This is a genomic window from Rhodococcus sp. 27YEA6 (genome assembly GCF_044908235.1).
Taxonomy (GTDB): Bacteria; Actinomycetota; Actinomycetes; order Mycobacteriales; family Mycobacteriaceae; genus Rhodococcus_F; species Rhodococcus_F qingshengii.
Genome location: NZ_JBIYCY010000008.1, coordinates 38,694 through 59,047 on the forward strand (window position 1 = coordinate 38,694; position 20,354 = coordinate 59,047).

The following is a 20,354-nucleotide window of genomic DNA, read 5'->3' on the forward strand; positions in this document are numbered from 1 at the left end:
TCAACGAATAACGTCGCCGGCACCCCAAATTGCGACCGGGACATGACCTTCCGCCACTCCGCTCGGTCCGAGTAGCTGCCCGAACCGCTTCATCGGGTACAGCGAGACACGTCGATCGAGGATCCGCACACTACCGATTCGGCGGAGTCGATCCTCGACGACAAGACTCTGCGCGAGGCTGCTCAGCCACACGCTGATCAACATGTTCGCTGTTCCGGTAGTCGCCACCAACAATCTGATCTCCGGCCAACTCGACACAAGATTGCCGAGTTCGTCGGTGGAACCGTCCACAGCGACATCGAAGATCACTTCGAACGGTGAACCGACAGCCTGTTGCGAGACATCGCAGCGGAAAATCAACTGTTGCGACGCAGTCAGTTGGGCCAAGCGCCGTCGAATCGCAGTCTCGTTCGTTCCACAAATCGCGGCGAGACGCGCATAGCTGGCACGTCCGTCACGGCCGAGCGCCTCCAACAGGGCACCGTCGGACTCGCGGAACTCTGTCGGATCTGCCGGCACCGCAGCGCCCTTTGTCGATGCCGTTGCCAGCTGAGCCCGACCCGCTTGCCCCAGAGCGCCCGGCTCCCAGCTGAACCCGTCCCGGTACACCTTCACCCCGACCCGGCTTCTGATCGACAGAATTCCAGGATCGGCGGCAAGGTGCTCACACACCAAAGCGTCCAAACTCTTGTGGTCGGCGGCCACGACTCCGACGAAATATTCGTACTCGCCTTCCGTCCTGGCCAACAGATAGGCACAGGAGAGTTGACGTAACAGCTCCCCCACGTCGGCAACGGAATCCTGTGTGGTCCTGATCAGGAGATAGCCGAATATGTGGGTTCGACCGATTGCGACCGCGTTGACCCACGAATGACCGTTCGAAACGAGGCGACGCCACCGGCGGGCGATCGTCGTCGAATCCATGTCGAGCACTGACGACAACTGCGTCCACGACGCGCGGGGGTTGAGCTGAAGTGCATTGATGATCTCCAGATCAGATTCCGCGATGACAAATGCGTCGGATTCCGGCTTCATCGGCCCAGTATTGCCGGATTACTGCATTCTGGTCGGTGATCCCTGCCTGTTTGCCAAAGATGTGTGAATCACTTCACAGGTTCACCACTTGGAGGCCCAGTGCTTCGCTCCACCAAAGTCACGGTCGCGTTGCTGTTCGTCGCGTACGCGATCGACTACATAGATCGGCTGGCGATCAACCTCGCTCTCCCCTTGCTAGGTGAGGAGTTCGATCTCGACTACTCCCAGCGTGGATTGATCATCTCCACGTTCTTCATTGCATACACGCTGGCCCAACTGCCTGGTGGACTGCTCGCCGATCGATACGGCGCAGTCCGGATGGCTCTGATCGGGTTGGTGGCGTGGAGTGCCTTCACCGGCCTCACTGCCCTTGCCTGGTCATTCGGGACGCTTCTGGTTGTTCGCTTTCTCTTCGGTCTCGCGCAGGGAGTGTTTCCGGCAGCTGCAGTAAAGCTCGTTGCCGAGCGGAGCATCCCGGAGCAACGTGCCACTGCCACAGGATGGATGAACAGTTCCAACGCCGTCGGTACGCTTCTTGCCATCGTTGTTGCGGCAGCACTTCTCCCGTTGATCGGCTGGCGTGGAATGTTTCTGGCCGTCGCGGCGCTCGGCGTACTCTCGCTCGTCAGCATCAAGTTGTGGCTCCCGCCGGCACTTCCGGCGGAGAACGACCACGGTCCGGATTCCTCCTGGGACAACATGCGCACCGTACTTCGCTCCCGCGCGATGTGGCTCTTCGCCTTGATGTTCTTCGGATACGACTTCGTGATCTGGGGGATGTCGTCGTGGGTTCCGTCGTACCTCCATGACGAACGTGGAATCGCCCTCTCGAGCGCAAGTCTCCTTCTGATTCCGGCTACCGTGGTGGCCGCCGTGACCACCGTCATCGGCGGGCGAATCTCCGATCGGCTGGCTGGCAACAGTCGTGTCGTCGTGGTGCCGTCCATGCTCGCGTGCATCGTGATGCTCGTTTCGATTCCTTTCGTCTCCAACACGGCCTTGTTCGTCGTTCTCGTCACCCTCGGATCTGCCGCTGCCTCTTTCGCTTTCATGCCGTGTTTTGCACTTCCGCTTCGTAGCCTGCCTTCGTCGGTGGTCGGAGCAGCCTCGTCGATGATCATTTTCGGCGGCATGGTCGCCGGAATAGTCGCGCCGTTGGTATTCGGATTCATCGTGGACCACCTCTCCTGGTCAGCGGCGTTCGTATCTCTCGCGCTCGGGCCTGTCGTGGCGATCGTCGCGGTCATGGCAGCACCACAAACCCGGGAAAAGATGCTGAACCTGGTGCAACTGAAAACCGCCAACTGAAAGAAGATCAACCATGAATCAACTGCTTTCGAATCTCGAGTTCGGAGACCCGTCGCGGTTGCGAACCGTCGAGCCGCACTGGTTCGAGCTCTACCGGGACCTACACGCACACCCCGAGTTGTCCGGCGACGAAACTCGCACCGCCGCAATTGTTGCCGAGGAACTTCGGCGAATCGGTGGCTGGGACGTCACGGTCGGGGTCGGCGGTACGGGTGTCGTCGGTGTTCTCGAAGGGAGCAGCGGTCCGGTGATCCTGCTACGCGCCGACATGGACGCGTTGCCGGTGGCAGAAGACACCGGGCTGTCCTACGCCTCCAGAACTGATGGAGTCATGCATGCGTGTGGCCACGATGTCCACGTAACCGCGCTACTTGCCACGTGCGCAGCACTTTCCGCGGATCCGACATCGATCACCGGGACTGTTGTCGCGGTCTTCCAGCCTGCCGAGGAGACCGGCTCCGGCGCTCGTGCGATGGTCGACGACGGAATCTTCGACCGCTTCCCACGACCGGACCTCTGCCTGGGACAGCACGTGGGCCCGACTCCGGCGGGGATGTTGGTCAGCAAACCCGACATCTTGATGGCAGCATCCGACACGATACGAGTGGTCTTTCACGGCCGTGGTGGACACGCGTCCTCACCGTACGCATGCATCGACCCTTTGTTGATGGCAGCGTCTTTCGCGCTGCGCATTCAAAGTCTGGTGGCTCATGAAGCGGCAACCCCGACAGCACCTGTGCTCACGGTGGGAGCCTTGCACGCCGGCACAGCTGCGAACATCATTGCCGACGACGCCGAACTGCTACTCAGCCTGCGAACTTTCAGTGCATCGTCGCGAGATCACATGCTCGAATCGGTGGGCAGGATCGCTCGCGCAGAAGCTGACGGGGCAGGCGCCGCCGACGCGCCGGACGTTCATGCGTACAACGGCTTTCCAGCCACGGTCAACACTCCGGACGCCACGTCCACGGTGATGTCCGACCTGCGACAGGCCGGCTTGGGAATGCATACTCTGTCCCAACCACTTTCGGGTAGCGAGGACTTCGGCATCTTCGGCACTGCCGCCCAATGCCCCTCCGTATTCTGGCATTTCGGCGGAACGGCACTTCAAAGTTTCGACGGAACCGCCCTTGCCGCGCTCGCCGAGGGACGGATACCACCCGGCACGCCGTCCAATCATTCACCGCGCTTCGCCCCCGATCCCGCCGCTGCCCTACCCGAAGGTGTCACGGCCATGACCGCAGCTGCACTGGGAGCCCTTGCGCGGAGCGCGTGATTCTCACACAGACTTACCCAGGGAGATAACGTCATGTCAGACGAACTGCACTACCTCAGCGCCACCGAAGCCATTGCTCACTTTCGCGCGCGAGAATTGTCTCCGGTCGAACTGCTACAGGCAATCATCGACCGGACACAGAATTTCGAACCTCACATCAATGCCTTCACCGAAGAGATGTTCGACGAGGCCCTCGCCGGCGCACGGGAAGCCGAGAGCCGATACCTCGGCCACGGACCCGAACCTCGACCGTTGGAGGGAATTCCGGTAGCTGCCAAGGAAAAACATGCCATTGCGGGAAAGTCTCTGACCGAAGGTTCGCTGGCGGGACGCGGCAACATCGCCCGCGAGAACGCACCGGTGATCGACCGAGTTCTGGCAGCAGGCGGCCTGATTCACGCACGCACGACGACACCGGAATTCTGCGTCGCGGCGTTCACACACTCTCCTTTGTGGGGCGTGACCCGCAATCCCTGGAACCTCGATTACAGTCCCGGCGGCTCCTCCGGCGGCGCCGGCGCCGCACTGGCCGCCGGAACTACTACTCTGGCAACAGCATCCGACATCGGCGGGTCGACGCGAGGCCCGGCAGGCTTTACCGGCACCGTCGGTCTCAAGGCCTCGTACGGGCGTATCGCCGGGGTCGCCCCGCTGTCCATGGATTCCTACCGTGGCGACGGTCCGATGGCCCGAACTGTTGACGACGCAATTCTCTTGGCCAACGTTCTGATCGGGCCGGACCCGCGTGACCATTCTTCCCTGAGGCCGGCGATCACACTGCCCCGCGATTACCCGTCGGTCGAGGGAATGCGAATTGCCCTGTGCCTGCGGCTCGGTGACTTCCCCATCGAGCCTGACATCGAGGCGAACACCCGGGCTCTCGCACAGTCGTTGGTCGATGCCGGCGCGATCGTCGAGGAGATCGAACTGCCGTGGACTCGCGACTCGATGGCAGCAGCGGTGAAAGTCCATTTCGGAACGATCATGGGGGCATCCGTCGCGGAAGTTGCTCGCGCCCACGGCGATCTTCTCGCCGATTACACGCTCGACAACGTCGCGATCACGTCGAAGGGCGCTGCGGAAATGTCATTTCTGGACGGCCTTCGCAAAGAAACCCAAATGCAACGAGAGCTCGCCGAGGCGATGGCTCCATTCGATGCGCTGATCTGCCCGACTTCGGGCACCATCGCCTTCCCGGCAGGCGAGTCTTTGCTCGACGGCCTCACTGTGGCGGGTCAGCACGTGAACACCACCGCCGAAGCACTTCTCACATTGCCGTTCAACGTCGCCAATCGGTGTCCCGTACTAGCGGTGCCCAGTGGACACGCACACAACGGCGTTCCCACGGGCGTCCAGATCGTCGGCCATACGTACGACGAACCGACCGTGTTCCGGATCGGCAAAGCACTGGAGAAGATCCGCCCGTGGGCATACACCGACCAGCATCAACCGAAGCTGAATGTGGTGGCGCCGGCTTCCTCGTGATCGCTGAGGAGATCAGAGCTTGGCCCTGATCTCCTCAGCGATCGGCTGGAACTGCTCGAGGAATGTCAGGGCCCAACCGAAGGACGCGACGCCCTCGTAGTCGAACGAGTACACCTGATCATTCTTGACGGCGCGCAGACGCTGGAAGATGGTGTCGTTCGCCAACTTCTCGTTGATGGGGCCCTTGCCACTGTTGGTGATGATGACGTCGGCCTCGTCGAGTAGCTCCAACTGCTCCTTCGGGAACCACTCGTTGCTGCCGGCGGGAATTGCGAGCGAACGGTCGTTGAACTGGAACCCGGCCTCGCTGATGACCGTCGTCTGATACTTGGTCGGCGAGTACAGCGAGAAACCACTCTCCTCGAAGTACGTGGTGTAGACGACCTTCACCTTGCTCAGCACATCAGCGTTGTCGCTGCGGAACTTGGCGATCCGCGCCTCGTACCGATCTGCCAACTCTTGAACCTTCGCGCTCTGGTTCAGCGCGTCCGCGACTCCGAAGGCGCGCTCCTTCCATGCGTACTGCCCGTCTTCGGCAAAAACCGCGGTCGGTGCGATCGACCGGATCTGCTCGTAAAGATCCGGGTTGTTCTCCGACAGCAGGTTGGTCATCACGATCAGGTCGGGAGACAAAGCCGCTATCGCCTCGGCGTTGGGCTCGTACCAGCGTCCCACCTTCGGGAGAGACCGCAGAGCGGACGCATAGGGTTCCGGGACGCCGTCGGCGTTCTCGTAGTCGACCGGCAATCCGACCGGTGTGAACCCGGCGTCGAACATCGCGGGGCCCGTGTAGTAATCGGCGCTGACCACCCGTTGCGGGTTGGTGGGCACTTCCACCTGCCCCAGAGCCGTGTTGATGGTGCGCATCGAACCCTCGGCCGATTCACCGGAGCTGGTTCCACAGGCCGTGAGCAATCCGATCCCCGCCAAGGCACCGGCTCCGAGGAAACCGCGTCGGGTAAGTGCTGCGGTGATGCGAGCGAATTCGGCATCGGTGTCAGCGCTGGGCAATAGAAGTGATGTCATGAAAGTGCCTCCAAAGCGCCGGTTTCGAGTTCGTTGAGCCAATTGATTGCAGTGCCGTAGTCGGTGACCTGAGTGCTGATTCCGAATACCCGGCCCGAAGCTGCTGCCGGAATGCGGCTCCACAGCGGGCTGGCGAAGACGGATTTCATTCCTGCAGAATCAGTTCCGTTCGGCTGCTTCGGGTAGATGACGACGGTGACGTCCCGCAGCATTTCGAGTTGTTCGAGCGGGAAGGCTTCGAAGCCGGTGGCTGGGCGCAGGTCCGGGATGAATTCGCCGCGGGTCACGTTCAGGTCGGCGAGCATCGCGCCGGTCACTCCGGTTGGATACAGGATGGAGAAGTGCCCTTCCGAACCACCGATAGCAACCTGGGCCCACCGATTCTCGCCAAGCTGCGCGGCGTATTCGGTGCGGATTCGCTCTTGCATCGCCTGATACTTCTCGCGATTCGACGTCAATGCCGAACCCTTGTTGACCGCGTCTGCGACACCCTCGGCGACAGCGCGCCAATCCGATCGGTTCGTGCCCGAATACACCGCTGTCGGAGCAATTTTCGAGAGCTCGCGGAACATGTCCTCGTCGATCTCGTACGCATCGCCGACGATGAGATCAGGCGCGGCAGCCACGACGGCTTCGCGGTTGACCTCGAGGAAAACCCCCACCGTGGACAAGCCGTCGATGAACTTCTGCTGTGTCGGGGTGAACTGGTCGATGTAAGCGCTGTAGTCGAGCGTCGCCACGGGTCGGGCGCCGACGGCTTGCAACTGCCACGGGGTGTTGTATGAGACGGCGACGATGCGCTGCGGATCGACGGGAACATCCACGGATCCGTAGTGCGTCTGCACAGTACGAGTTGCGTCGTCCGCACCGTCCCCGCCCTCCCCACTACTGCATCCGACGAGAGCAAGTGTGGACAGCGCGGCGGCACTTCCGCCGAGAAAGCCGCGTCGAGTCAGGGCAGCGGTGATGCGAGCGAACTCTGCATCGGTATCTGGAGTCGGTAACAGGAGCGATATCATGGGTTTCCTGACGGTTATCCGAATTAGGGTTACCTAAAATTACTCTCACCTGCGCCGTTACGGTGAAGCCTCTTGGCCAAGACATATCTCTTTCGCGCCAAGCCTCCAATCGTTGAACTGGTATTACCACTTGACCTCTTACCGAGAAGCGGGTTACGGTCGGTACATGTTTCAACCCGTTGCACGTACCTCGGCCTCCGGCGCAGTCTTCGACCAGATATCGGTGAAAGTGCTGGCCGGAGAGCTGGCTGCGGGTGAGGTACTACCCAGCGAGCGCAAGCTCGCCGAGGCATTCGGCGTCTCGCGGCCCGCAGTCCGCGAGGCAATTCAGAAGCTCGCCCAGGCCGGACTCGTCGAGGTCCGCCAGGGCGAGTCCACGTCGGTACGCGATTTTCGACGCCAGGCCGGACCCGAACTTCTCCCCCAGCTGCTGGTGCGCGACGGCGTCCCCGACCTGAGCGTGGTGCGCAGCGTCCTGGAAACTCGCGAGTTGATGGGACCGCAGATCGCTGTGCTGGCCGCCCGTCGCATCTCCGCGGAATCCGCCCGAGAACTCGACACGGCCGTTGATCAACTAGGCGCCACCGAAGATCCAGTGGAGTTGCAAGACCGCGCTCTGGCGTTCTGGGACGTCGTCGTCGACAGCGCAGATTCCATTGCCTTCCGTTTGATCTTCAACAGCCTTCGGGCTGCATACGAGCCGGCTATGACTGCACTTGCATCCGTCATGGTCGCCGAAGTCGGCCAGACCGACCTGTATCGAAAACTGGCCTCCGCCATCACTTCACACGACGAGCCAACTGCCGAGGCGTCAGCCGCACAGCTCCTTCACACCGGCACGACGGCAATCGGCGACGCTCTCACCTTCCTGGAAGGACTGAAACCATGAGCAAGCCTCTTACTCTCGCCGATGCGGCACGGACGTTCCGCAAGTCACCGACGCCGTGGATGATCGGCACCATGCTGCTGGCCGCCGCGGCGGCGCGCATCGCAGTGGGCAACTGGCAGATCACCGACGCCCTCGTTCCGCTCGTGATGCTTGCCGCATTCCCCTTCGTGGAGTGGATCATTCACGTCTTCGTTCTTCATTGGAAGCCACGAACCATTGCCGGCGTCACACTCGATTCACGGCTGGCGCGCAGCCATCGGGAACACCACTTTGCGCCGCGAACCGTCTCACTCATCTTCATCCCGTGGCAGACGCTCCTGATCGTGATTCCCGTTCTGACAGCCGTCGCCCTCCTGGCATTTCCCCGCGTCGAACTCGGTCTGACGTTCCTGACCTGCATTTCCGTGCTCGGCCTCGGTTACGAGTGGACACATTTCCTCATCCACAGTGACTACAAGCCGAAAACTGCTCTCTACCGGTCAGTTTGGCGCAACCACCGCAACCACCACTTCAAGAACGAGCACTACTGGTTCACCGTCACCACCGCGGGAACTGCCGATCGAGTACTGGGCACGTACCCCGATCCCAAATCCGTCGAGACCTCCCCGACAGCCAAGAACCTGCACGGCGCAGCGTCCAAGCTGTGAAGGAAGACCGATTCCTGGCCCCCAGCTGGCAATGATCTTGAACTTGCCTGTGTATCAGCAATTTTCGTTGAAACTCGTCAGAACCGTGCTTAGTGTCGATGGAGTCAGAAGTTCGAAAAACGCTGTAACCGAAGGACACAACACATGTTCAACGATGTATTCAACAACGTCATCCACCCGATGGTCACGAACTTCCAGCAGTTGGGCCCCCAGCAGTTCATTCCGCAGCAGTTCATCCCACAGGGAGTGTTCCAGCAGGCGCCGCAGGCAGCAGAGCAGGCAGTGACGATCTTCGGTAGCTGATACCGCAATCCACAGATAGCGCCACTCAGGGGTCGTCCGTCCAATATGCTGGACGGACGACCTGAGTGCCTCCGCCTGACAAGGATCCCCATGACCGCGAACACCCCCATCCACGCTTTCACCGACGACGCCCTGGGCGACCTCGACGCCACCGGCGTCGCCGCCCGGATCGAATCAGGCGAGGTGACCGCACGGGAAGTCATGGAGGCATCAATCGCCCGCGCCGAGGCAGTGCAGGGGCAATTGAACGGTCTGGCCTGCACTGATTTCGATCGTGCCCTCGCCAGGAGCAACCGGCCCGCCAAGGGCGTCTTTGCCGGTGTCCCCACCGCGATCAAGGACAACACCGACAGCGCCGGCCTTCCCACCCAGCAGGGCAGTACCGCCTTCACCGCGATCCCCGCCAAAACCGACAGCGATTTCGCGAAGCAGTTCCTCTCCACCGGGGCCATTTCGATCGGCAAGACCCGACTGCCCGAGTTCGGATTCAGTGCGTCCACCGAATACATGACGGAAGAACCCGTGCACAACCCGTGGAATCCGGCGTACTCGTCGGGCGCTTCCTCGGGAGGCGCAGCCGCGCTTGTTGCTGCCGGCGTACTCCCGATCGCGCACGCCAACGACGGCGGTGGATCGATTCGCATTCCCGCCGCTGCCTGCGGACTCGTCGGACTCAAACCCACTCGCGGACGCACCATCGCCGATCCGGCCGACAAGTCGATGCCGATCCGGTTGATCGCCCAGGGCGCCGTTACTCGCACTGTTCGCGACACTGCACGATGGATGTCTGCGGCTGAGAACTACTACCGCAATCCGCGACTCGCACCGGTTCGCTTGATCGAAGGACCCAGCTCAACCCGCCTGCGCGTCGGCGTGATCGCCGATTCCGTCACCGTCACCAAGACGGACGACGAGACGCGCAAGTCCGTCGAAGCTACGGCCGAACTCCTTGCAAGCCTTGGTCATCATGTCGAGGACGCGGCACTGCCCGTCGGCCCCGAATTCATCGACGACTTCAGCATTTACTGGGGCTTTCTGTCGTTTGCCATCTCCACCGGTGGCAAACAAATGCTCGGACCCGACTTCGACAAGTCCGGCACCGACAATCTCACCAAGGGCCTCTACACGCTGTACCGGAAGAACCTGGTGAAGACGCCGCGCGTGCTCTATCGTCTGCGACGGCTCCAGCAGCAATACAGCGCCATGTTCTTGAAGTACGACGTCGTGCTCTCGCCGGCCCTGGGGCACACCACCCCCGAGCTGGGATACCTCTCTCCCGCTCAGCCTTTCGAGGAGCTTTTCGACAAGTTGATCGCGTACACGTCGTTCACACCGCTCAACAACATTTCCGGTGGTCCCGCGATTTCGCTACCGATGCATCAGACCAGCAACGGTTTGCCGTTGGCTTCGCATTTCTCCGCCGATCTCGGCGACGAGCGCACACTCCTCGAATTGGCCTTCGAACTGGAAGAGGCTCAGCCCTGGAGAAGAATCCAGGACTGAGCCCCACCCGATAAATACCCTCAGTCTCGCGGTAATCCGAGCATGCGCTCACCGATCACGTTGAGCTGCACCTCGGTTGTGCCACCGTAGATGGTGGTGGCACGACCCGAAATGAGTTGCTCCATCGCCTTGTCGCTTGGCTGACCTGGGATGCTGACCGCTCCGGCAGCACCCAGTTCGGCGACGACGAACTCGGCGATCGACTGGCTGATCTTCATCGCCAACAGCTTGCCGACGCTCGACGTCGTACTCACGTCGATTCCCGAAAGTTGCTTGAGCACAACGCGGGAACCGATGAGATCGATCGCCTGACTCTCCGCAACCAGCTCGCCGACACGGTAGCGTCCGATCGGGCTCAGGTCTGCCGACTTCGCGAACTTCAGCAGATCGGAGTCCGAGGCGTACGCCTCCATCTTCTGGCTGAGCGCGACGCGCTCGCCGGCCAGCGTCGTCCGGGCGACGTTCCACCCGTCGTTGACCTCACCGACCACGTTCTCGTCGGGGATGAACACGTCGTCGAGGAACACCTCGTTGAACAACGCCGAGCCCGTCATCTCACGCAGCGGGCGGACGGTGATGCCCGGTGTCGACATATCGAGCACGAAGTAGGTGATGCCCTGATGCTTCGGCTTGGTGGCGTCCGTGCGGGCGATCAGCATTGCCCAGTCGGAGAACTGCGCAACCGTGGTCCAGATCTTCTGACCGGTGATCTTCCAACCGCCGTCGACCTTTTCGGCCTTCGTGGACAATGACGCAAGGTCGGAACCAGCACCGGGCTCGCTGAAGAGCTGGCACCACACCAGCTCACCCTGCAGGGTAGGCACGGCCAGCTCTTGCTTCTGCTTGTCCGAACCATGTGCCACGACGGCCTGCACTGCCCACGTTCCCATCAGAAGCTGCGGCATCGAGATACCGGCAGCCTTGATTTCCTGGGAGATGACGATCTGCTCGAGCGGAGCGGCGCCGCGCCCGTACGGCTTCGGCAGGTGAGGCTGAACCCAGCCGCCGTCGCCGAGCGCGATCAGCTGGTCGTCCTCGTCGAGCTCGACCAACTTGGCAAGCTCGGCCGCGATGCCGCCGCGGATCTCCTCTGCCTCCGGCGGCAGTTCGAGAACCGAAGCCCGGCTGACACCGTCAAGTGCTTGCTGCGCAACATGATTGGCTCGATCCTCGCGGGTGCCGAGAATGCCGCGGATCGAGAGCGCGCGGCGGTAGTACAGGTGTGCGTCGTGCTCCCACGTGAATCCGATTCCGCCGTGAACCTGCACGCAGTCCTGCGCTACCTGCACTGCGGCGTCCGGCACGATGACTGCTGCGATGTCGGCGGCAAAATCTGCCGTGTCGTCGCCCTTGTCCAATGCACTTGCCGCATCCCACACAACGGCGCGTGCCTGCTCGAGCGCAATGCCCATCTGCGCGCACTTGTGCTTGACGCCCTGGAACTGACCGATGGGTCGCCCGAACTGCACGCGCGTCTTGGCATACTCCGATGCAGTGGAGACGCACCAGGACATGACACCGACGTCTTCGGCACCGAGAACGACTGCGGCAATGGACCGTACCCGCGCCTCGGTGAGACCGTCGAGTATCCGTTCGGCGCTGATCTGAGCATTGTCAGCTTCGATCCGCGCACTACCGCGCAGCACGTCGATGCTGTCCTGAACGGTGATCGCGACTGCGCTGCTCTCGAGCACCGCGTAGCGAACGCCCTCGGGCAACTGGATCGGAACCAGCAGTACGTCGGCGTGCTCACCACCGAGCACACCGTCGAGTGCGCCCGTGATCTTGTACCCACCGTCCGACGACTCGGCCGCCAACGGTGCACCCAAGGCGACTGCTGCCGTACGACTTCCGTCGATCAGACCGGGCAGGAACTCGGGTCCCGCCTTGGAATCGGCGGCGCCGAGAACGGCGCTTGCCAATACCGTCGGAACGAACGGGCCGGGAGAGACTGTGCGGCCCAATGCTTCCAGTGCCACCGCCAAGGTCAGCAGGCCGGCGCCGTGGCCACCCTGCTCTTCCGGAACCGCGAGCCCGAGAAGGTCCTGCCCGACAAGTGCCGTCCAGAACTGGGGGAACTTGTCCTCGGTCCGCGACTCCACGGCCGCGCGCACCTGCTCGGTGGTGATGGTGCGCTCGGCGAAGGAGCGCACCGAATCTGCAAGCGCGGTGTGCTCCTCACTCAGCCCGAGACCGAGTTCGTATGCGTTGCGTGCCATGCGCTTACAGTCGTTCTGCGAGGTCGGCGGTGGTCCAGGGACCCTCGCTCTCGATGGTGTTCACACCGTGCCAGCCGGCGAGTTCCGTGATGGCCCCACCCTGAACGGCATACACCTTGCCGGTGAGCTTGCAGTCCGCCGCCGCGAGATAAGCCACGAGCGGCGAGATGTTTGACGGCGCAAACGCATCGAACTCACCCTCGGGGACCTCGGCCGCGAAGAGCGCACCCATACCGGGTGTCGCCAGCGTCAGTCGAGTACGCGCGATCGGCGCAATTGCGTTGACGCGCACGCCGTATCGATCGAGCTCGTCAGCGGCCACCAACGTCAGGGCTGCGATGCCCGCCTTGGCGGCACCGTAGTTGCCCTGGCCCGCATTGGGCATGAAAGTACCCGAAGCCGAAGCAGTGTTGATGACCGAAGCGTTGACGGTCTCGCCTGCCTTGCTCTGGTCCTTCCAGTATGCGGCAGCGTGGTGCAGTGTCGCGGCGTGCCCTTTGAGGTGCACGGCAATGACTGCGTCCCACTGGCTCTCGTCCATACCCGCGATGAAGGCGTCACGAAGAATGCCGGCGTTGTTGACCAGGACGTCGAGTCGGCCGAACTCACTGACGGCCTGCTTGACGAGGCCCTCGGCACCGTCCCAGGTGGCGATGTTGTCGGTGTTGGCAACGGCCTTGCCGCCTGCGGCAACGATCTCGTCGACTACCTGCTGCGCGGGGCCGGCATCTGCACCGGAACCGTCGTTTGCGCCGCCGAGGTCGTTGACCACGACGCTCGCACCCTCACGAGCGAAGAGCAGCGCATGCTCACGGCCGATGCCGCGTCCTGCTCCGGTGATGATCGCTACGCGACCGTCGAGACTTCCCATCAGTTCAGATTCCCATCAGTTCAGTTGTCGGACATGAAGACTCATTTGTCGGCGATGACCGCGAGGCCGTCCTTGATCACGAGGTCGCCGACCGCACTGGTTTCGTACGAGTACGACGTGGCTCCGTCTGCCGAACCCGACTTGTAGAACACCGTCTCGATGTCCTGGGTCGGGAGTACGGGTTTCGCGAATCGCACTGCGAGACGGCGCAACCGCTCGGTCTCGCCGCCTGCCAGTTCGGTCAGGGCTCCCCACGACGTGAACGCCATCGTGCACAGTCCGTGATTGATGATTCCGGGGAGACCGGACATCCGAGCGATCTCCTCGTCGAGGTGAATCGGCATCGGATCGCCGGAAGCCGGTGAGTATCGGAACGTCTGGTCCTCGTCGATATGCTGGTTCACCACCGCTGCGGGACTACCAGCGCGAAGAGCGTCGTCGAATCGGTGTTCGGGAGCCTTCTCGCCAAGTCCGGGGCCCGCGTCGACCTTGCGGAAGAACGCTGTCATCCATTGCTCGTTGACCAATTCACCCTTGTCGGTTTTGGTTTCGACGTAGATGACGACGGTGGATCCGTTGTCCCGGCCCTCGAATCCGATGGGCTTGGCACGAGCGACAAGGTGGTCGCCAGGGTAGATCGGACGGTGGAACAGGAAGTCCTGCTCACCGTGAACGAGCTTCATCAGCAGTTCGACCGGCGCCACCGACAGCGCAGCGGGTGCCATCGACATGAAGACGGGTACCACCGCGAAGACCGGCGGAGCGATCTCGCCTTTCAGGTGCCGCTCGATGGGGTCGTTTGTGGCAGCGGCATATTCGGCGATGCGCTCGGCTGTCACCTCGAAGTGCTCCGGATCGGTCCATACGTCCAGCCCGGACGTATCGAATTCGACCGCGTTGGTCTTCGGTGTCGTCATCGAGCCGTTACCCGACCAGCTCGGCGAACTTGGCCAGCGAGGCCTCGAGATCAGCCTTGGCGTTCTTGGCAACTGCCTTGCCGATCGGCCCGACGATCATGGTGCCCTTGAAGCTGGCGTCGACGGTTGCCTTCGAACCCGCACCGTCGGCCTCGACCGAGAGGATGAATTCGACGGTGACGCCGGCCATTCCGGTACCGGCAATCTTGACCATCTTCGGAACCTCGACCTCTTCGACGGTCCACTCGATCTTGTTGGCCATACCCATCACGGAGACGACCTCGGTGAACTTGGCGCCCAACGCGACCTCGGTGGGGAGTTCACTCTTCCAGCCCTGGTGAATGGTGAGCCACTCTTCCCAGCGAGACAGATCGGAGAGCGCATCCCAGGTCTTCTCGGGGGATGCGGGCAGTACGGCGGAGACGGAAACGGAAGCCATGATGAAACTCCTAGTGGGTAGCTGGCGGGTTGAGGGTGTGATTCAGCGTGCGTAGGGCTTGTATGCGGTCACGACAACTGCACCGCCGAGTCCGATGTTGTGCTGGAGGGCGACCTTCGCGCCGTCGACCTGACGCTTGTCCGCGGTTCCGCGGAGCTGCCAGGTGAGTTCGGCGCACTGCGCGAGGCCTGTTGCTCCGAGGGGGTGGCCCTTCGAGATGAGGCCGCCGGACGGGTTGACCACCCAGCGTCCGCCGTAGGTGGTGTCGTCGGCGTCGACGAGCTTGCCGCCGTCACCTTCGGCGCACAGTCCGAGCGCCTCGTAGGTCAGCAACTCGTTGGTGGAGAAGCAGTCGTGGAGTTCGATGACGTCGACGTCGTCGGCGGTGATCCCGGCCTGGGCGTATACCTTCTCGGCGGCCTTGCGGGTCATGTCTGCGCCGACGAGGCTGATGGCGCTCTTGTCCTCGAAAGTGCTGTTCATGTCGGTGACCATGGCCTGCCCGACGATCTCGATCGCCTGAGCAGCGAGGCCGTGCTTCTCGACGAATGCTTCGCTGGCGATGATCGCCGCGCCGGATCCGTCCGAGGTAGGCGAGCACTGGAGCTTGGTGAGCGGCCCGTGGATCTGGCGTGCTTCGAGGATCTGCTCGAGGGTGTACTCGTCCTGGAACTGGGCATACGGGTTGTTCAGCGAGTGCTTGTGGTTCTTGACGGCGATCTTCGCGAACTGCTCTGCAGTGGTTCCGAAGCGTTCCATGTGCTCGACGCCGGCCGCGCCGAACATGTACGGAGCGGGCGGCATCGCGAACTCCTGCAGTTCGGCGAGAGCGAGGAGGTGGCGCATGAGTGGCTGTTCACGGTCGTCGTAGGTGGATCCGAGGGACCCGGACTGCATCTTCTCGAAGCCCAGCGCCAGTGCGCAGTCGGCCTGGCCACTCTTGACTGCCTGCGTGGCGAGGTAGAGCGCGGTCGATCCCGTCGAACAGTTGTTGTTCACGTTGACGATGGGGATACCTGTCAGACCGAGCTCGTAGACAGCGCGCTGACCTGCGGTGGACTCGCCGTAGACGTAGCCGACGTATGCCTGCTCGACCTCGGTGTAGTCGATACCCGCGTCTTCGAGCGCCTTGGTACCCGACTCGCGTGCCATGTCGGGGTAGTCCCACTCGCGGGCTCCCGGCTTCTCGAACTTCGTCATGCCGACGCCGACGACAAAAACCCTGTTACTCATTGCCACTCCTGAAGAGAACGGTATCTGTGTGTGACACGCTGTCCCACCAAAGTATGTGAGACATCTTGTCCAGTCAATGGCAGGGTGAGTATCGTTCGATTTATGACAAAAACAGCCGAGTCGGCGCAGCCCGACGGGCGCAGCACTCGCTGGAATGATCACAAGGAACAGCGCAAAGCGCGGATCCTCGACGCAGCACTCGATGCAGTCAACGAAGGTGGCGCCGACGTCGGCGTCCAGCAGATCGCCGAGCGCGCCGACGTCCCCCGTTCCGTTGTCTACCGGATCTTCAAGGATCGAGCCGACCTCGACGAGCAGCTGCGAGTCCGCATCCTCGAGATGATGATGACCGACCTGACCCCCACCCTCACGCCACAAGGCACCGTCGGCGAGGCCATCTCACGGGCCGTCGAGACCTACCTCCAGTGGATTGTGAAATATCCACGACTGCACCACTTTTTAGGCAAGGGCTCGCCGAGTACGCGGGCCACCGGTTCGAAAGTGGTGACCGGAACCAAGACGGCAATCGCCGTCCAATTGGGAAATTTGTTGGGCACGATCCTCACCAGCCGTGGCAAACCGTCGAAGATGGCTGAACCCTTGGCTTTCGGCGTCATCGGATTGGTCGACGTCAGCGTCAACCGTTGGCTCAGCCAGCCGGGTTCCGATGTGACCAGTGCGGAATTGGCCGAATTCCTCGAACGCTCCATCTGGCAAGTCCTCGACGGCAATCTCCGGAGCATCGGTGTCGACATAACGCTGTCGACACCGATCGCCGACCTGTGACAGTCACCGAACTACCCTGGACACTCGGCGGACGTGGACTTCAACTGGTCCAGGTTCCATCACTCGCCCTCCACGCACTGGGTGAAGACAACGCTAATCTTGCAATGGAACTCGCACCCGACCTCCTGACCCCGTATCTCCTCGGCGAAGAATGCCAGGGCTTGTGGCGCTACCGTAGCAAGCAGATAGCAGAGAATCCCCTCGACAGCGCGTGGATCACCCGCATCGCAGTCGATGCCCGCACCTCGACGCCGGTGGGGTTGGCCGGATTCCACGGTCGCCCCGATGCGCGCGGGATGGTGGAGGTCGGATAACGCATCGACCCGGCGTTCCGGCGCCAGGGCTACGCACGGGCCGCCCTCGAGATACTTCTCGACGTCGCGAGTCGCGAATCCGAAGTACACACCGTTCGAGCGACCATCAGTCCGGACAACATCGCATCACGAAATCTGATCAGCCAGTACCGTTTCAACGAAGTCGGTGAGCAGTGGGACGAAGAAGACGGTCTGGAAACCATCTTCGAAGTCAGTGCCTCTCCGGAACCGTGACAGCCGTCAACCCGCTGGTTTTATCGGTCCAGTGAATGGCACGGTCCTCCAGCATCACCGGCGTCCACAACCTGTATGTCTTCACCTGATGGTGATGACGACACAGGCATTGGAGGTTGCTCACAACGGTCCACCCTCCACGTCTCGGATCGGAAGGATCGAACTCGGTGATGTGGTCGAGTTGGCACCTGTTCGCGGGCACCGAACAACCAGGGAACCGGCAGTGACCGTCGACGGCCCGCACCAATGCGGCCAGAGCCGCTCCCGGAGCATAGGTCAGCGCGCCGGGAGGTGGATCGGGCTGGGCGCCATGCCCATCCGATCTTCGAACTATGTCCGGGGCTCGCGCGACCAACCGTTGCATTGCCCGAATCCGATCCCCGCAGCCGTTCGGTTCGCGACTTGGGCGATCACGTCGGGTGACAAGCGGCAGGACAGTCGGAGCATGCTGCCGACGCGGTCGGTTCCCCGCGGCCTGGGCGCGGAAATCGACAAACAAGGCCTGCCAGGTGGAATCAGCGGCGAGCTCGCGAGCGAAATCAGGATCGATCGGCCCGTATCCGTCGATGCTCGCGGGATCTGACATCAATCCGAGGAGCGTCGCCAGATCACACACGATGTGCAACAACGGCTTCCGACGTGAGGGCGCAGTCGATCGAGCTGCTGTGAATGCTGCCTCGCACGTTTCGCTGCCACACTGGCACGTCAGCCCCTGTTCGCCGTGCAGCAGAGCGACCAGTGCGTCGGCCCTACGGGTCGAGACATTTCGTGGATCGTGGTTGCAGACGCTTCCGGCGGCCTCGCTGATCAGGCCAAGCGCTTCGACGGCCTCGGTCGCGCTGAGTGTTGCCTGCAACTGGGCGAGTCCGTGACGGTCTGCTCGCGTGCGAACATCGCGGTGTTCCAGCATCTTCCGGCGACGTTCGGCGGCAGCATCCGGATCGTAGGCAAAGACCTGGCGCTCGATGTCGCGCTCCAGTTGCCCGGGCGGAAGACGGTGCGCCGAGGCAAGTACCCGGCGCTCGAGTGCTGCGATCGCCTCCGGGTCGGCCCCGGTGAGTCCGTCGACAATCTTGCGCACACGCGCATAGTCCAGCTCGCCGGCAGCGAAGGCGGCCTTGGTGAGCGGAAGGAACTCCCGTAGGGCATCACCGATCTCGATGTGGACTTCGGCAGTACGACGCGAGCACGTGAGCATGACCGCGATCTCGTTGCATGCGATCCGCCACGCCTTGTCGACATCACCGGACACGTCGAGTTCGGCGTTGAATCTCGACTCCGACAACATGGATGCACCGAGCACCTTTTGCGCGGCAAGCATGTTCTCGCTCTGCGCCGTAGCAAAGAGCATGTCCGGCAACATGAGTGGATCGACGACAGGACGGCCTTCATCGACGGATGTGCCCACACCGCCCGTCGATCCGTTATCGAACATACATTCGACAATAAACCCACCCACCGACAAGAAAGCTAGAGTGCCGGTTTGTATCCCTTACCCTGCATCCACGCCAGCACGTCCAACACCCTGATGACCGGAACGGATTCGTCGAGACCTGCTCGTGCACGTAGATCGAGGAGTCGACTCTGCAACTCGTCTTCCCGCATGGCTACGCGAACAGGTTCCAGGTGGGCCGACTTCGTTCCCAACTCCCGCCCGATGACGTCGTCGTAGATCGGGAAGAGTCGCGGACGCTTGCGCGCGATCAGTTTGGACGCCATGGTTCGCCCGACACCGTGAATCTCTCGAAGCGCCGTCTCCAACCGCCACACCGGGGATTCCGGAGTGAAGGGATCGGGTTCGTTCGACAGATCGCGATCCGGGCCCACGTCCGCCAGGAGTCGGTTCAGTTCGGCATTGTTCTCCCCGAGCAGGAAGAAGGCTCCTTGCGCCGGAACCTGAACCGACAGAAGAGTCACCGCAACAAGATCTTCCGCGGTGAAGATGTTCGCATCACGATCGCGATTGCCACTGGGATCCCAGGAATCCCACAACGCACCGGTTCGGAGATAACCGGTCTTTCGGAGCGGCCTCGTGAAATATTCCTGCAGCACGTCGACCGCGCCGTCATCGTCCCCGTCTCGCAGCACACGCGGGAGTCGGATGGGCAACTGATCAACCATGGTCGAGCGACCTTTCCAGTACATATTTGGCGAACCCGGCGTTGTGATACTGCCGAAATGGGCCCTTGCCCTTGGCAACAAGATGCTCCGCGAGCGGACGAACCGTCGTCATGTCGACGGGCAGTTGAGCAAACTGTTCCAACGCATCCGAGTCCTCGAGACTGCAGTCGATCACGGTCCCGTCGCCGTCGGCGGACGCCAACTCGGTGCGTCTGATGGCGACCAGATCGTGCTTGGCGTCGAGTTCTTCGATGCTGCAGCCGGTTCGCGATTCCAGTGCCGAACTGGATACGTAGACGGACATGACGTGCTCGATCGGCTTACCGCCGACCAGATGGCACTCGACGCTCAGAATCTCCATCGGACCGATATTGAGCGTGAACAAGCGATGGCGCTCCGCGGATCGGTTGGTCGACGGCAGGCAACTGATCGTCCACTGTTCGATCTCGACGGCGGCCGGAGCGTCGAACGCGTAGGAGAGAACCTCGGCAATCAGTTCGGCGAGATCTTCGAAGAGCGGGTCGCGCTGCAACCGCTCGAAATTCTCGACAGAAGCGGCGGGACGCACAGGCGCCTTGCTCACGCAGGTCCCCTCTCGTCCGGTGCTTTGCTCTCAGACCTCGCGTCCAAGGTACCCAGCCCTACGCGGGTCTCGCGCGTTCGCCCTCACGTACACCCTCGCGTTATGGTTCTCGACACGTACCACCGCCTTACCGATCGCTAACTCGA

The 20,354-nt window shown here is 62.1% G+C and carries 21 protein-coding genes; 10 read left to right on the top strand and 11 right to left on the bottom strand.

The window, feature by feature from the left end:
* Complete coding sequence (locus ABH939_RS20555) at positions 1 to 1,035, bottom strand: Lrp/AsnC family transcriptional regulator (RefSeq protein ID WP_047272740.1); 1,035 nt, start codon at positions 1,033 to 1,035, stop codon at positions 1 to 3.
* A 99-nt stretch (positions 1,036 to 1,134) separates the two neighbouring features.
* On the opposite strand from ABH939_RS20555, the gene ABH939_RS20560 reads away from it, so the two are divergent.
* From ABH939_RS20560 to ABH939_RS20570, 3 genes are read left to right on the top strand one after another with little or no spacing between them, the layout of a single operon-like run.
* Positions 1,135 to 2,343 carry an MFS transporter gene (locus ABH939_RS20560; protein ID WP_065456358.1) on the top strand — a complete coding sequence of 403 codons (1,209 nt, stop codon included), beginning with the start codon at positions 1,135 to 1,137 and terminating at the stop codon, positions 2,341 to 2,343.
* 13 nt (positions 2,344 to 2,356) lie between these two features.
* A complete protein-coding gene (locus tag ABH939_RS20565; protein ID WP_209921800.1) occupies positions 2,357 to 3,619 on the top strand; it encodes an amidohydrolase in 1,263 nt (420 codons plus the stop codon).
* Positions 3,620 to 3,652: 33 nt separating this feature from the next.
* On the top strand, positions 3,653 to 5,104 hold the full coding sequence (locus ABH939_RS20570) for an amidase (RefSeq protein ID WP_404650044.1): 1,452 nt from the start codon (positions 3,653 to 3,655) through the stop codon (positions 5,102 to 5,104).
* A gap of 12 nt (positions 5,105 to 5,116) precedes the next feature.
* Here ABH939_RS20570 and ABH939_RS20575 read toward each other — a convergent pair whose 3' ends face one another.
* Together ABH939_RS20575 and ABH939_RS20580 are read right to left on the bottom strand one after the other, a co-directional pair.
* Positions 5,117 to 6,130 (bottom strand): ABC transporter substrate-binding protein, encoded by a 1,014-nt coding sequence (locus ABH939_RS20575; protein ID WP_047272737.1) that lies wholly within the window; start codon positions 6,128 to 6,130, stop codon positions 5,117 to 5,119.
* Positions 6,127 to 7,149 (bottom strand): ABC transporter substrate-binding protein, encoded by a 1,023-nt coding sequence (locus ABH939_RS20580; protein WP_404650045.1) that lies wholly within the window; start codon positions 7,147 to 7,149, stop codon positions 6,127 to 6,129. Before ABH939_RS20580 ends, ABH939_RS20575 begins: the two co-directional genes overlap by 4 nt.
* A 166-nt stretch (positions 7,150 to 7,315) precedes the next feature.
* Between ABH939_RS20580 and ABH939_RS20585 the strand changes: the two genes are divergently transcribed.
* The 4 genes from ABH939_RS20585 to ABH939_RS20600 all read left to right on the top strand — a co-directional run bounded on the left by ABH939_RS20585 (position 7,316) and on the right by ABH939_RS20600 (position 10,491).
* Positions 7,316 to 8,038 carry a FadR/GntR family transcriptional regulator gene (locus tag ABH939_RS20585; protein ID WP_063315279.1) on the top strand — a complete coding sequence of 241 codons (723 nt, stop codon included), beginning with the start codon at positions 7,316 to 7,318 and terminating at the stop codon, positions 8,036 to 8,038.
* The gene (locus ABH939_RS20590) at positions 8,035 to 8,685 is read left to right on the top strand and encodes a sterol desaturase family protein (protein WP_020968076.1); all 651 of its coding nucleotides are present in this window, start codon (positions 8,035 to 8,037) and stop codon (positions 8,683 to 8,685) included. The genes ABH939_RS20585 and ABH939_RS20590 overlap by 4 nt, the downstream gene beginning before the upstream one ends.
* A 144-nt stretch (positions 8,686 to 8,829) precedes the next feature.
* Positions 8,830 to 8,988 carry a hypothetical protein gene (locus ABH939_RS20595; RefSeq protein ID WP_003944172.1) on the top strand — a complete coding sequence of 53 codons (159 nt, stop codon included), beginning with the start codon at positions 8,830 to 8,832 and terminating at the stop codon, positions 8,986 to 8,988.
* 90 nt (positions 8,989 to 9,078) lie between these two features.
* Complete coding sequence (locus ABH939_RS20600; RefSeq protein WP_065351757.1) at positions 9,079 to 10,491, top strand: amidase; 1,413 nt, start codon at positions 9,079 to 9,081, stop codon at positions 10,489 to 10,491.
* 20 nt (positions 10,492 to 10,511) lie between these two features.
* Here ABH939_RS20600 and ABH939_RS20605 read toward each other — a convergent pair whose 3' ends face one another.
* Genes ABH939_RS20605 through ABH939_RS20625 form a run of 5 tightly spaced genes read right to left on the bottom strand, consistent with a single transcriptional unit; the run spans position 10,512 to position 16,170 of the window.
* Positions 10,512 to 12,710: an acyl-CoA dehydrogenase gene (locus tag ABH939_RS20605; protein WP_322942747.1), complete on the bottom strand. Its 2,199-nt coding sequence runs from the start codon at positions 12,708 to 12,710 to the stop codon at positions 10,512 to 10,514.
* Positions 12,711 to 12,714: 4 nt separating this feature from the next.
* Positions 12,715 to 13,581: an SDR family oxidoreductase gene (locus tag ABH939_RS20610; protein WP_007735961.1), complete on the bottom strand. Its 867-nt coding sequence runs from the start codon at positions 13,579 to 13,581 to the stop codon at positions 12,715 to 12,717.
* Positions 13,582 to 13,622: 41 nt separating this feature from the next.
* A complete protein-coding gene (locus ABH939_RS20615; protein ID WP_019746344.1) occupies positions 13,623 to 14,498 on the bottom strand; it encodes a MaoC/PaaZ C-terminal domain-containing protein in 876 nt (291 codons plus the stop codon).
* A 7-nt stretch (positions 14,499 to 14,505) separates the two neighbouring features.
* Positions 14,506 to 14,937 carry an SRPBCC family protein gene (locus ABH939_RS20620; RefSeq protein ID WP_030535858.1) on the bottom strand — a complete coding sequence of 144 codons (432 nt, stop codon included), beginning with the start codon at positions 14,935 to 14,937 and terminating at the stop codon, positions 14,506 to 14,508.
* 42 nt (positions 14,938 to 14,979) lie between these two features.
* Entirely contained in the window at positions 14,980 to 16,170 is a 1,191-nt protein-coding gene (locus ABH939_RS20625) for a lipid-transfer protein (protein WP_007735955.1), read from the bottom strand.
* A gap of 102 nt (positions 16,171 to 16,272) precedes the next feature.
* Here ABH939_RS20625 and ABH939_RS20630 point away from each other — a divergent pair, with 102 nt between their 5' ends.
* The 3 genes from ABH939_RS20630 to ABH939_RS20640 are packed head-to-tail and all read left to right on the top strand — an operon-like array spanning position 16,273 to position 17,504.
* Positions 16,273 to 16,956, top strand: a complete 684-nt coding sequence (locus ABH939_RS20630; protein WP_007735953.1) for a TetR/AcrR family transcriptional regulator — start codon at positions 16,273 to 16,275, stop codon at positions 16,954 to 16,956.
* On the top strand, positions 16,953 to 17,270 hold the full coding sequence (locus tag ABH939_RS20635) for a hypothetical protein (RefSeq protein WP_260457088.1): 318 nt from the start codon (positions 16,953 to 16,955) through the stop codon (positions 17,268 to 17,270). The genes ABH939_RS20630 and ABH939_RS20635 overlap by 4 nt, the downstream gene beginning before the upstream one ends.
* Before the next feature lie 3 nt (positions 17,271 to 17,273).
* Positions 17,274 to 17,504, top strand: coding sequence for a GNAT family N-acetyltransferase (locus ABH939_RS20640; protein ID WP_404650113.1), 231 nt, complete (start codon positions 17,274 to 17,276; stop codon positions 17,502 to 17,504).
* Here the strand turns inward: ABH939_RS20640 and ABH939_RS20645 are convergent.
* From ABH939_RS20645 to ABH939_RS20655, 3 genes are read right to left on the bottom strand one after another with little or no spacing between them, the layout of a single operon-like run.
* Positions 17,482 to 18,939, bottom strand: a complete 1,458-nt coding sequence (locus ABH939_RS20645; RefSeq protein WP_404650048.1) for a DUF222 domain-containing protein — start codon at positions 18,937 to 18,939, stop codon at positions 17,482 to 17,484. The two genes, ABH939_RS20640 and ABH939_RS20645, sit on opposite strands and share 23 nt — an antisense overlap.
* A gap of 35 nt (positions 18,940 to 18,974) precedes the next feature.
* Positions 18,975 to 19,625, bottom strand: a complete 651-nt coding sequence (locus ABH939_RS20650) for a DUF6308 family protein (RefSeq protein WP_030535861.1) — start codon at positions 19,623 to 19,625, stop codon at positions 18,975 to 18,977.
* Entirely contained in the window at positions 19,618 to 20,208 is a 591-nt protein-coding gene (locus ABH939_RS20655; RefSeq protein ID WP_030535862.1) for a hypothetical protein, read from the bottom strand. Before ABH939_RS20655 ends, ABH939_RS20650 begins: the two co-directional genes overlap by 8 nt.
* Positions 20,209 to 20,354 lie beyond the last annotated feature (146 nt).